The sequence below is a fragment of the Flavobacterium psychrolimnae genome (assembly GCF_003312425.1).
Classification (GTDB): domain Bacteria; phylum Bacteroidota; class Bacteroidia; order Flavobacteriales; family Flavobacteriaceae; genus Flavobacterium; species Flavobacterium psychrolimnae.
The window spans coordinates 164665-177432 of record NZ_QNUX01000003.1 but is presented as its reverse complement, the minus strand read 5'-3'; the positions used below and the strand labels follow the sequence as shown (position 1 = coordinate 177432).

Genomic DNA, 12768 nt, shown 5'->3' with positions numbered 1-12768 from the left:
ATGAACGAAAAAAAATTAAATAAATACGATAAAGCGTACCTTAGAATCGCCAAAGAATGGAGTTTACTGTCCTACTGTAAACGCAAACAAGTTGGTGCGATTATTGTGCGTGATAGAATGATAATCTCTGACGGATACAACGGAACACCAACTGGTTTTGAGAATTGCTGTGAAGATGAGGAAGGATTAACGCGTTGGGATGTTTTACATGCTGAAGCAAATGCGATTCTGAAAGTGGCGCGGTCAACGCAATCATGTGAAGGCGCTACTTTATATATTACACTTTCGCCTTGCAAGGAATGCAGCAAATTAATTCATCAATCCGGAATAAAAAGAGTGGTCTATCACAATGGATATCGGGATGATTCCGGCATTCAGTTTTTGATAAAAGCAGGAGTAGAGGTGGAACACATTGCAATTTTAGAAGAATAAATGAACTTTAATACTAAATATTTGCCCATTCTTATTTTTTCAACACTTGCTTTAGGTGTTGTCTTGGGTGGAATGTTGAATTTTCCTAACACAGCTGATTATCTTGTCAAAAACAATTCGAAAAGTAAGCTGAATAAACTCATTGATTTTATCGATAATGAATACGTGGATGATGTTAATACTGATTCTATTGTAAATCTTACCGTCGATAATATCTTGGCACAACTTGACCCGCATTCTGTATATATTGCGCCAAGTGATCAACAAGAAGTGATGGAAAGTATGAAAGGAAACTTTGTGGGAATAGGAGTAAATTTTTATATGTACAAAGATTCTGTTGCGGTAATAAAGCCTGTTGCGGATGGTCCTTCGGCAAAAGCAGGAATAAAGGCAGGCGATAGAATTTTGTATGCCGATAAAACAAAATTATTTGGGCGTAAATTACCCACTGACAGTTTGTATTCTAAACTAAAAGGAACTGTGGGTTCTGATATTGAACTAACAATTTACAGAAAATCCGAAGGCAAAAAAATAAAAGTAAAAATTAAACGGGATATAATTCCACTAAAAAGTGTTGACGTCGCTTTGCTTTTGGGTAATAAAACCGGTTATATAAAAATAAACAGATTTGCCGAAACTACTTATACAGAGTTTATGGAAGGTTTGTCTAAAATCAAGCAACAAGGAGCTAAATCACTCATTATCGATGTTCGGGATAACGGTGGCGGATATATGGAAGAAGCGATTGCAATTGCCGATGAATTGTTAAGTGATAAACAGCTGATTGTTTTTACCAAGAATAAAAACGGAAATATCGATAAAACATTTGCTACCGCTAAAGGGAATTTTGAAAAAGGAAATGTTTTTGTCCTAATCAATGAAAACAGTGCTTCAGCAAGTGAGATTCTTGCCGGAGCAGTTCAGGATAATGACAGAGGGACCATTGTAGGCCGCCGCTCTTTCGGTAAAGGATTGGTGCAGCGCGAAATGGATTTTGCAGATGGTTCAGCCGTTCGACTTACAATTGCCAGATATTATACACCAACAGGTCGTTCAATTCAAAAGCCATATTCTAAAGGAAATGAAGCGTATTTCAAAGAATCAGAAGCGCGTTATGGAAATGGAGAATTGTATGAAAAAGACAGTATCAAAGTCATTGACACGATAAAATTCAAAACTAAAAAGGGGAAAATTGTATATGGCGGCGGTGGAATTGTTCCGGATGTTTTTGTGCCACTCGAAGTGGAACACGGAAATGAAAGTACCGTTTATTTATTGCAATCGGGAATCGTGGGTAATTTTGTTTTTGAGCAATTGGATAAGAACAGAAGCGTTTTCAAAGGACTGTCTTTTGAACAGTTTCAAACTAAAATGAATACCACTGATTTGTATTTCAATGCGTTTCAAAAATTTATTCTGGGAAATGGTTTGGAGCTCAATTTTGATAAAAGTAAAGCTTTGGTAAAACGCTATTTAACGGCAGAGTTTGCCCGACAAATATATGGTGAAAGCTATTATTATGAAATTGTATTGCCCGAAGACGCTATGGTGAAAAGAGTTTTGAATCAGAAATAAAACTGAATAATACTAAGTATGAAAAATGTTTATTTTGGAATGACTGTAAACGAACGCTTGTATGTTAGTGAACTTTCTAATGATTTTGATACTTGTGTAAAAATGAAAGATGTTGAAGGAGTTAAAGCTATTTTAAAAAAAGTTGAATTGGATCAATATTCTATTATCGAAATAATAAAAAGTTTAGAATTGAACGATTAAGTCCTATTCATTTTTTTTACCGAATGCTGTCGTGGGCGTGAGTCTGAATTCCATCATTCCATAAAGTAAGAATGTCTGTAGCAACTGCGGCGCCACTTCCAGATGCAATCGCCAATTGGCTTCTCCAGCCTGCTAAAGTCCCCATCACATAAATCCCATCAGTAACTTTGTGGTCGTTGTTTTTGAGTTGTATTCGTTGTTTTTCGGGAAGTGATTTTTGATGTGGTTCTAGATATTCCATTAAACCTTCAATCGCAAAAGTATTCGCTGAACCAATTCCAATAGCAATTATACTCGTTTGGTAGCTTGTTTTATTAGTAGTCACTGTAAATTCAGGATAACTGCCTTCTATTTTAAGTACTTTTTCGTTGGGGATTTGCACAATGTGCGGATACGTTTCTGAAAGATGCGTGATGCTCTCTTTCATCAAGTCAGCGCCTAATGTTCCTGGAGGAATTCCGTACGCATTGTTAAATAATGCGTCTTGAAGAGAAGATGATTTCTGATGGGTAAAAACGCCTATTTTTTTATTGGCAACAAAAGATTTGTTTTTGGCAGAACCTAAAACAAGTGAACATGACATTCCTGAAACGCCACCACCTAAAATAAGTACATCAAACAAAACGATTACTTTTCGTTAGTTTTTTCCTCAATTCTTTTTGAAATTCTAAAGATTAACAGAATCATTACAGCACAAAAAGAAGCTGCGATTCCAATAAAAGCAACGACACTTTCTCCTTGAAATGGATTTCTAAAATCCAGCAAAGTAACATTAAAAAGGATTAGAGCGATTGCTAAAAATACCAGTATGTTAGTGAAAATTTTCATAGTACGTTATTGTTTTTGTTTTGAAATAAAAAGATAATTGGGTCAGCTTTTAAACTGGAATTATATTCCCAAAAAAATCTAATTAATTTTGTAGCATTGAATTAGGGGGTAAATTTATGAAAATTTATTTTAGACAAACAAACCTTTAACATTCGCAGCGAATAATTTAACAGCAATTGCAAGCAGTACAACTCCAAAAGTCTTGCGGATGACTCCAAGTCCATTCTCGCCTAGCATTTTTTCAATTTTAGAAGAAGATTTCAAAACGATATATACCAGAATAATATTCAAAATTATGGCAATTACAATATTAATAGTGTAAAATTGAGAACGTAAAGAAAGCAAAGTCGTCATGGTTCCTGCGCCGGCAATCAAAGGAAATGCCAACGGAACAATAGAGGCGGAGCTAGCTTCTTCATCACGATAGATTCTGATTCCTAAAATCATTTCCAACGCCAAAAAGAATAAGACAAAAGATCCGGCAACCGCAAATGAATTGACGTCGATACCAATTAATTTTAAAAGTTCTTCACCTGCAAAAAGGAAAACAATCATGATTACAGCGGCGACAATAGATGCTTTTTCAGATTCAATGTGTCCGTGTTTTGTTCTTAAATCAACAATTATCGGGATCGATCCCACAATATCAATTACGGCAAAAAGCACCATTCCTACTGTGATTATTTCTCTAATGTCGAATTCCATAATTTGCTTGTTTGTTTACTGCAAAAGTATAGAATTTAGTTTGGTTATCGACTACGTTGATTTTTTATTTATGGACATAATTCATTCTTTATTTTTATTAATAATTAGTATTTTTTATTTTTTAATAAAGTGTAAGTATCTGATAATCAATTTGTAAATTTGTTATTAATTTAAAATTTACAGCTATGCAAACGATACGATGGGTTTTTAGTGTAGTGCTGATGTTTCTTTTTGTAAATACTACAGAAGCGCAAATTTTGAAAAAAATTCAGAAAAAAATTCAAGATAATGTAACGCAAAAAGCAGTTGAAAAAAGTATTGACACAACTGATGAAGAGAAGCAGAAAGTAATGGACAAGACATTGAATGCTGATGCGATGGTAATGGCGTTTGGGAAAAATAAAGTTGATCCTTCGATGGTTCCAGATTCGTATTCGTTCAGCTGGAAATATTCTTTGGAGATTCAGAGTGAAAATGAAAAGGCGATGATTATGGATTATTTTTTAGAGCCTAATGCGGAATATTTTGGTTTCAAAATGGGGGGATCCGGTGAGATGTTTATGGTAATTGACAGCAGAAATAAGTTGATGATTACTGCTTTTGATCAAGAAAAAGAAAAGGTTGCCATGGCTTCTAAAATGCCTGATTACTCCGAAATGTCATCAAAAGAAAATGAAAGTGACGGATTTTCATACAGGTCGCTTCCTAATAAAATAATTATGGGTTATAATTGTAAGGGAATTGAAGCCACAAGTAAGGACTTTGTTATGGTATTTTATTATACAAATGAGGCCAAGGTGAGTTTTTCGGATATGTTTAGATCTCAGCAAAGACAGAAAACTCCGGATGTATTGAAACATTATTTTAAAACGGGAGACCGACCTTTGATGATGACAATGAGTATGAAAGACTTGAAAGATAAAGGTAAAATCACCACGATGAAGTGTGTTGTTTTAGAGAAAAATTCTCGTGAATTTCTAAAATCAGACTATAAATTCATGTAACTTATTTTTTATTTTCTTCTATTTTGTTTTCGAATTTTATGATTTGCTGAGGTGCTTTTTTGAATTTCTTTGAATACCTTTGCAAAATGTTTCAACTAGGAAAAACCATCGTCTCAGAAGACTTACTCGAAAAAGATTTTGTTTGCAATTTGACTGCTTGTAAAGGCGCTTGCTGTGTAGACGGCGACGCTGGAGCGCCATTAAGTTTGGAGGAAACTAAAATCCTCGAATCTATTTATCCAAAGGTCAAACCCTTTTTGCGTAAGCAAGGAATTGCTGCTATTGAAGCGCAAGGAACTTGGGTCAAAGGAACCGATGGCGATCTTGAAACACCATTAATCGATGATAAAGATTGCGCTTACGTAATTTTTGATGGTAAAACGGCTTTGTGCGGTATCGAACAAGCGTACAACCAAGGAATAATCGACTGGAAAAAACCGGTTTCTTGTCATCTTTATCCAGTGCGTGTAAAAGATTTTACGGAATTTGCCGCTGTTAATTATGACAAATGGGATATTTGTGATCCGGCCTGTTCTTTAGGTCAAGAGTTAGAAGTTCCGGTTTATAAATTTGTCAAAGAAGCCTTGGTTAGAAGGTTTGGTGAGGATTGGTATGCCGAGCTTGAGACAGTTGCCGAAGAGCATAAAAATAATTCAAAATAGAATAATAATTCCTTGTTCTCTATTTTTTAAAATCCTATATTTTACGGCACTTTACGCTATTTTTTAAATTTTAATAAACTGATTTGCAGTTTTTTATAGTTTGAATAAAAAATCTATTTATTTTTTCCTTTTGTTAAAAACTATGGCTTATTGTGGATAAGTTTGGCTTTTAATTTCATCAATATTTCGCAATCTTTGTAACTCTCAAAACGGAATTTATTTCGTTAAAATCTCAAAAAAACAAACTACTATAAATGGCACAACTTGAACCAATTTTACAAGAGAATAAAAATCGTTTCGTGATTTTTCCAATCAAACACCATGATATTTGGGAATTTTATAAAAGTATGGAAGCCAGTTTCTGGACTGCTGAAGAAATTGATTTGTCACAAGATTTAAATGACTGGAATAACAAACTTTCAGACGATGAGCGTTATTTTGTTAAACACATTTTGGCATTTTTTGCTGCTTCAGATGGAATTGTAAATGAAAATCTAGCTGAAAATTTTGTGAACGAAGTGCAATATGCAGAAGCAAAATTCTTTTACGGATTCCAAATCATGATGGAAAACATTCACAGCGAAACGTATTCGTTATTGATTGACACTTATGTAAAAGACGAAGCAGAGAAAGATGAATTGTTCAATGCTTTAGAAGTTTTTCCTGCAATTAAGAAAAAAGCGGATTGGGCTTTGAAGTGGATAGAATCGGATTCGTTTGCTGAAAGATTAATTGCTTTTGCAGCGGTGGAAGGAATTTTCTTTTCGGGAGCATTTTGTTCTATTTACTGGTTGAAAAAACGTGGATTAATGCCAGGATTGACATTTTCTAACGAATTGATTTCGCGTGACGAAGGGGTTCACTGTGATTTTGCGGTGCATTTACACAACCACCACTTGGTGAATAAAGTGCCAAAAGAAAGAATCAGAAGTATCATTGTAGATGCTTTGAATATTGAAAGAGAATTTATCACCGAATCACTTCCAGTGAGTTTGATAGGGATGAATGCGGTATTGATGACGCAATATTTAGAATTTGTTGCTGATAGATTATTGGTCGAATTAGGTTGCGAAAGAGAATACAATACTACAAATCCGTTTGATTTTATGGATATGATTTCACTTCAAGGAAAAACAAACTTCTTTGAAAAGAAAGTAGCCGAATATCAAAAAGCCGGTGTTATGAATACCGATGAAGATGCTCAGAAAATATCTTTTGACGCTGATTTTTAGAAAATAGTTATTGTAGTATCGGGTGTTTTAGCCCCGATGGAAGGGAATATCCTTTCTAGTCCTGAACTTGTTTCAGGATCCTGAAACAAGTTCAGGACTAGAAAGATTGGAATGACAGCGGGATTAGCTTCCCAAAAAAAAATTAACAAATACCCAAAAAAATAGGAAAGGGATTTTCTGTTTTTTAAAAACAATTGAGCTTATGTATGTAATTAAGAGAGATGGCCACAAAGAGCCGGTAATGTTCGACAAAATCACGGATAGAATTAAAAAACTATGCTATGGTTTGAATGATTTGGTTGATGCCGTGAAAGTGGCAATGCGAGTAATTGAAGGGCTTTATGATGGTGTGTCGACATCGGAATTGGATAATCTTGCTGCCGAAACTGCTGCGTCAATGACTATTGCGCATCCGGATTATGCACAGTTAGCCGCTCGTATTGCAATCTCAAATTTACATTCGAATACTAAGAAATCATTTTCGGAAACGATGAATGATATGTTCAATTATGTAAACCCAAGAAATGGTCAATACGCACCGTTACTTTCTGAGGAAGTGCATAAAGTGATAATGGATAACGCGGAATTTTTAGATTCCCATATTATATACAACAGAGATTTTAACTACGATTATTTTGGTTTTAAAACCTTGGAAAGATCGTATTTGCTTAAAATAAACGGTAAAATCGTGGAGCGTCCACAACACATGTTGATGCGTGTTTCCGTTGGAATTCACTTAGACGATTTGAAATCGGTGATTGAAACGTACGACTTAATGTCGAAAAAGTTCTTTACGCATGCAACTCCTACATTGTTCAACGCCGGAACTCCAAAACCTCAAATGTCTAGCTGTTTCCTTTTGGCAATGCAAGATGATAGTATTGACGGCATTTATGATACGTTGAAACAAACGGCTAAAATCTCGCAATCAGCTGGTGGAATTGGGCTTTCTATTCACAATGTAAGAGCTACTGGTTCTTATATTCGTGGAACAAACGGAACGTCAAACGGAATTGTTCCTATGTTAAGAGTTTTCAATGATACTGCAAGATATGTAGATCAAGGTGGAGGAAAACGTAAAGGAAGTTTTGCTATTTATATCGAAACTTGGCATGCGGATATCTTTGAATTTCTAGACTTGAAAAAGAATACAGGAAAAGAAGAAATGCGTGCCAGAGATTTGTTCTTCGCGATGTGGACGTCGGATTTATTCATGAAACGTGTGCAAGAAGACAGTTATTGGACACTGATGTGTCCTAATGAATGTCCGGGATTGTATGATGTGTATGGCGAAGAATTTGAAGCAATGTACATTGATTACGAGAAACGTGGAAAAGGTAGAAAAACCATCAAAGCGCATGAATTGTGGGAGAAAATCCTAGAATCGCAAATTGAAACTGGAACACCTTACATGTTGTACAAAGATGCAGCCAACAGAAAATCAAACCAAAAAAATCTGGGTACCATTCGTTCTTCGAATTTGTGTACGGAGATTATGGAATTCACTTCTAAAGATGAAATTGCGGTTTGTAACTTGGCTTCACTTTCGTTACCAATGTTTGTGGAAAACAAAAAATTCAATCATGAATTGTTGTATACCGTTACCAAACGAGTAACCAGAAACTTAAATAAAGTAATTGACAGGAATTATTATCCGGTAATTGAAGGAGAAAATTCCAATAAACGCCACAGACCAATTGGCCTTGGAGTGCAAGGATTAGCTGATGCTTTCATCATGTTGCGTTTGCCGTTTACGAGCGACGAAGCGAAAAAACTGAATCAGGAAATTTTTGAAACCTTATATTTTGCAGCCGTAACCGCCTCGATGGAAATGGCCAAAGAAGAAGGTCCATATTCTAGTTTTGAAGGTTCGCCAATTTCACAAGGGGAATTTCAATATAACCTTTGGGGATTGAAAGACGAGGAATTATCAGGACGTTGGGACTGGACTTCATTGAGAAAAGAAGTAATGGAACACGGAGTAAGAAACTCATTATTAGTGGCGCCAATGCCAACGGCTTCGACTTCACAAATTTTGGGTAACAACGAAGCATTCGAACCATACACTTCTAATATTTACACGAGAAGAGTACTTTCAGGTGAATTTATTGTGGTAAACAAACACTTGTTACACGATTTAGTGGAGCGTGGTTTGTGGAACGAAACCTTGAAACAAGAATTAATGCGTAATAACGGTTCAGTTCAAGCACTTAATATTCCGCAAGACTTGAAAGAATTGTACAAAACCGTTTGGGAAATGTCAATGAAAGACATTATCGATATGTCACGTCAACGTGGTTATTTTGTGGATCAATCGCAATCATTGAACTTGTTCATGCAAAATGCCAATTATTCTAAATTGACATCAATGCATTTCTACGCTTGGCAATCCGGATTGAAAACGGGAATGTATTATCTAAGAACCAAAGCTGCGGTGGATGCAATTAAATTTACATTGAACAATGATAAAAAAGCAGAGCCAATCGAAATCAAAGAGCAATCAATCGCTATTCCTGCAGTTGCAGAAGCAGTAGAAATGACAGCCGATGAATACAGAGCGATGCTTGAATTGTCTAAAAATGCTGGTCCAGACGAATGTGAAATGTGTGGGAGTTAAATAAAATAAAAAAGGCTTCAATTCGAGTTGAAGCCTTTTTTTAATAAATTATAGATAATAGAATTGAAGTTCTATTCTATAGCCAAATATGTATTTGATTTAACACTCCAAATATAAAATATTTTGGTAAAAAAAAGGACTTCTTTATTGTTAAATTTTAATATTTTCAATTATGATTCCAAAAACGGATGAAGGTTATGATTACATTTTCAGAAAATGTATCACAACAAGAAATGGTAGAAGAATTTGTAAAACTGACGGAAGTTGTTTTAAAATTCGAATTAAAAAAAGCATTTAAATTTGAAAAGCAGCTATTGTAACGATAGCTGCTTTTTTTTGGAGCTATTTCCCGCTTTTCGTTACAATCTTTTATTCGCCGAAAAGGCGAACAAAAAGGATTTTCACTGCAATCAGGGCTAAAATACCAATAGCTAACAGTTTAAATTTGTAAATAATTCACTATATTTGAGATAATTCACACTTTAAACAATCCTTTTATACTAAATGCCATGGAAAATAAAAAATTTACTATTACAGATGATTTATTAGCTTCCAAAGGCCAACGTCTCCTGAATTTCATTATTGATTTATTTATAATTTATGTTATCGAAATAAGTATTGGTACGACCATTATTCTAATTGGAGATTTAACGAAAAGTGATACAGCATCAAATTGGGTTTCCTCATTAAGCGTAGTTGAAAGTTTCTTTTTTGGACTTGTCATCTTGTTTTTTTATTATTTAATAACTGAAATGTATTTTTCCAGAACCTTCGGGAAGTATTTCACGAAAACAATGGTTGTAAAGCATGATGGTTCAAGACCCAATATGAAAAGTATAATGATTAGAACACTTTCTAGATTAATTCCTTTTGAGCCTTTTTCTTTTTTAACTGCTGAGCGAGGATGGCATGATACATTATCAGTTACGTATGTGGTGAAAAAGCATGATTTTTTAGACAAAAAGAAATTGTTTTCTGAAGAATAAATAAATAGCAAAGATAAAAATTGCAGTCATTTTAGGCTGCTTTTTTGTTTTTAAACACATCCTTTTCTTTATATTCGCTCCTTCTAAATACCAAAAATAAAATGATGAACTGGGAACAACTTTTATCACTAAAACGACAAGGCGACAAAGGCAAAAGATTACGTGTAGAACAAGATGATACCCGTTTGGGTTTTGAGGTTGATTACGACCGTATCATTTTCTCAGCCGCTTTTAGAAGTTTGCAGGATAAAACACAAGTTATTCCTTTATCAAAAACTGATTTTGTACACACCCGATTGACGCACAGTTTAGAAGTTTCGGTTGTGGGTCGTTCATTGGGGCGATTGGTGGGTAAGAAAATTATCGAGAAATATCCGCATTTGAAAGAAGTTCATGGCTATCACATGAATGATTTTGGAGCTATTGTTGCTGCGGCTTCGTTGGCGCATGATATTGGAAATCCACCTTTTGGACATTCCGGTGAAAAAGCGATTGGAGAGTATTTTTCCATTGGAAAAGGACAGCAATACAAAGACCAGCTTAGCGCAAAAGAATGGCAGGATTTAATTGATTTTGAAGGGAATGCGAACGGTTTTTCGGTATTGACGGCCAGTCGTCCTGGAATTGAAGGCGGACTTCGAATCTCGTATGCAACTTTGGGGGCTTTCATGAAGTACCCTAAAGAAAGTTTACCAAAAAAACCAACCAAAGACATTGCCGACAAAAAATATGGTTTCTTTCAAACCGATAAAGCTTTTTTTAAAGATGTAGCTTTAGATATGGGTTTGATTCCAAATAAATCAGGCGAAAACATAGGTTTCGAGAGACATCCTTTGGCATATTTAGTAGAAGCGGCGGATGATATTTGTTATACCATTATTGATTTTGAAGACGGAATCAATTTAGGATTAGTTTCTGAGGATTTTGCGTTGGAATATTTGATAAAATTGGTAAAAGACAGTATTGATACTTCAAAATACAAGACTTTGGAAACCAAAGAAGACCGTATTAGTTACTTACGCGCTTTGGCAATTGGGAGCTTAATCAATGATGCCGTAAAAGTATTTGTCGAAAATGAAGCCCTGATTCTGAACGGAAAATTTCCTTTTGCCATAATGGACAAAAGCAAATACAAAGCCCAAATGGACGATATTATCAAGATTAGTGTAGATAATATTTACCAAAGCCGTGAAGTCATTGAGAAAGAAATCGTCGGTTATCAGATTATTCAAACGTTGTTGGATAAATTCATAACGGCTTTTAATAACAAATACAACGGGAATGCGTCTAATTACGACTGTTTAATTTTGAAAATGTTGCCGGAAAAGCATCATTTAGAAAAGGAAAATCTGTACGGACGATTGCTGCACATTTGTCATTATGTATCCATGCTCACAGACGGAAATGCACTGGAATTATTTGAAACTATTAATGGGAGAAAAAAGAATTAACGTTTAAAAAATATATTCAATTCCCACACCAATTGCCTGTCTGACTTGAGTTTTTGGACCTTCGGTTACTTGTATTCCTGCAATTTCTCTTTTAGATTTGATGTCATCATCATAGATAACATGTGCTCCAATATTGGCTTTTACATATTGATTTACCACAAGTTCTACTTGCAAATCACAATCAATATCGATATTTCCAAAACGATTTACATAATCAGAATATAAGCTCAGCCGATTTTCTAAACTGATATTTTTGAAAATTTCTTTTTTGTATTTGTTGGTAATCAGAAAACCAAGTTCCATTTTTGACCTTTCACCTTCTGTGAGTTGATTTCCGTCGAGATCGTAAGTAGCTTTTGGAACACCAAAAGCACCCTGATCGGCTAGTCTTTGGTCTAAAACTAAGGTCGTTTTGAAGGTAAATGGAGAGATATAAAAAGTTCTCTTTTTTTCTTTATCGATATTTTCGGCACCTATTCCCATAAAAATATAAGCCGGAGCAAACGGTTTTGAAATTGCTTTTTCAGTATTTGGATACGCGTAACCATTGGTAAATTGCGTGTTGAAATTAAATTTAGCCGAATGAAACCAGTTTGAAAGCGTGTCTTTTCTGTAACCAAAAGTAGAGTTTAACTGGATGGCATCATCTGTTTTTCTAATATCGATTCCGTCTTGTTTGTTTAATCCGTATCTAATTATTAATTCATTAGACCAATTATAGTTACTTCGGTTATATACTCGGTGAAATTTACCTTTAAATAAACCGGAAATTGAACTTGTTCCCCCGGCAGACCAGTTGACGAATGCTACTTCGGAAATGTCAAAACCTAAACTGTTTTTTTTGCTCCAATACGATAAAGGTAAATAATGCGTTTTTGTTTGTATTTTTAGCGGAACATGCAATGATTTATCTACAGTTGTTAGTGTGGTAATAGGTTTAAGTCCGTCGGAAAGAGTGGTGGTTGTCGCTTCTTGGGAAAAGCTATTAATAGGAAATGTGAATGCAAGGAGTAATAATGTGTAGGTTAAAAATTTCATTTTGGAGTAATTGTGTTTGGGGTTGCAAAATAATTAT

Annotated in this window: 14 protein-coding genes; 10 read left to right on the top strand and 4 right to left on the bottom strand. The window is 34.8% G+C overall.

Annotated elements, in window-relative coordinates; genetic code table 11:
* From DR980_RS04675 to DR980_RS04665, 3 genes are read left to right on the top strand one after another with little or no spacing between them, the layout of a single operon-like run.
* Positions 1-432, top strand: a complete 432-nt coding sequence (locus DR980_RS04675) for a deoxycytidylate deaminase (RefSeq protein WP_113634092.1) — start codon at positions 1-3, stop codon at positions 430-432.
* Positions 433-2007 carry a S41 family peptidase gene (locus tag DR980_RS04670; RefSeq protein WP_113634091.1) on the top strand — a complete coding sequence of 525 codons (1575 nt, stop codon included), beginning with the start codon at positions 433-435 and terminating at the stop codon, positions 2005-2007.
* 18 nt (positions 2008-2025) lie between these two features.
* Entirely contained in the window at positions 2026-2208 is a 183-nt protein-coding gene (locus DR980_RS04665) for a hypothetical protein (protein WP_113634090.1), read from the top strand.
* A gap of 16 nt (positions 2209-2224) precedes the next feature.
* On the opposite strand, the gene DR980_RS04660 is transcribed toward DR980_RS04665, so the two are convergent.
* From DR980_RS04660 to DR980_RS04650, 3 genes are all read right to left on the bottom strand, one after another.
* Entirely contained in the window at positions 2225-2830 is a 606-nt protein-coding gene (locus DR980_RS04660; RefSeq protein WP_113634089.1) for an FAD-dependent oxidoreductase, read from the bottom strand.
* 5 nt (positions 2831-2835) lie between these two features.
* A complete protein-coding gene (locus tag DR980_RS04655) occupies positions 2836-3036 on the bottom strand; it encodes a hypothetical protein (RefSeq protein ID WP_113634088.1) in 201 nt (66 codons plus the stop codon).
* Between the two features lie 129 nt (positions 3037-3165).
* The gene (locus DR980_RS04650) at positions 3166-3741 is read right to left on the bottom strand and encodes a MarC family protein (RefSeq protein ID WP_394335933.1); all 576 of its coding nucleotides are present in this window, start codon (positions 3739-3741) and stop codon (positions 3166-3168) included.
* 185 nt (positions 3742-3926) lie between these two features.
* Here DR980_RS04650 and DR980_RS04645 point away from each other — a divergent pair, with 185 nt between their 5' ends.
* The 7 genes from DR980_RS04645 to dgt all read left to right on the top strand — a co-directional run bounded on the left by DR980_RS04645 (position 3927) and on the right by dgt (position 11693).
* Positions 3927-4745 (top strand): hypothetical protein, encoded by an 819-nt coding sequence (locus DR980_RS04645; protein WP_146779216.1) that lies wholly within the window; start codon positions 3927-3929, stop codon positions 4743-4745.
* Positions 4746-4831: 86 nt separating this feature from the next.
* Complete coding sequence (locus DR980_RS04640; RefSeq protein WP_113634085.1) at positions 4832-5407, top strand: DUF3109 family protein; 576 nt, start codon at positions 4832-4834, stop codon at positions 5405-5407.
* 254 nt (positions 5408-5661) lie between these two features.
* Positions 5662-6639, top strand: a complete 978-nt coding sequence (locus DR980_RS04635; RefSeq protein WP_091166051.1) for a ribonucleotide-diphosphate reductase subunit beta — start codon at positions 5662-5664, stop codon at positions 6637-6639.
* Between the two features lie 202 nt (positions 6640-6841).
* On the top strand, positions 6842-9256 hold the full coding sequence (locus DR980_RS04625) for a ribonucleoside-diphosphate reductase subunit alpha (protein WP_113634083.1): 2415 nt from the start codon (positions 6842-6844) through the stop codon (positions 9254-9256).
* 197 nt (positions 9257-9453) lie between these two features.
* Entirely contained in the window at positions 9454-9576 is a 123-nt protein-coding gene (locus DR980_RS16605) for a hypothetical protein (protein WP_262510247.1), read from the top strand.
* A gap of 189 nt (positions 9577-9765) precedes the next feature.
* Positions 9766-10242, top strand: coding sequence for an RDD family protein (locus tag DR980_RS04620; RefSeq protein ID WP_113634082.1), 477 nt, complete (start codon positions 9766-9768; stop codon positions 10240-10242).
* Between the two features lie 104 nt (positions 10243-10346).
* Positions 10347-11693, top strand: coding sequence for a dGTP triphosphohydrolase (gene dgt, locus DR980_RS04615; protein ID WP_113634221.1), 1347 nt, complete (start codon positions 10347-10349; stop codon positions 11691-11693).
* A gap of 3 nt (positions 11694-11696) precedes the next feature.
* On the opposite strand, the gene DR980_RS04610 is transcribed toward dgt, so the two are convergent.
* Entirely contained in the window at positions 11697-12731 is a 1035-nt protein-coding gene (locus DR980_RS04610) for a DUF3078 domain-containing protein (RefSeq protein ID WP_113634081.1), read from the bottom strand.
* Between the last annotated feature and the right edge of the window lie 37 nt (positions 12732-12768).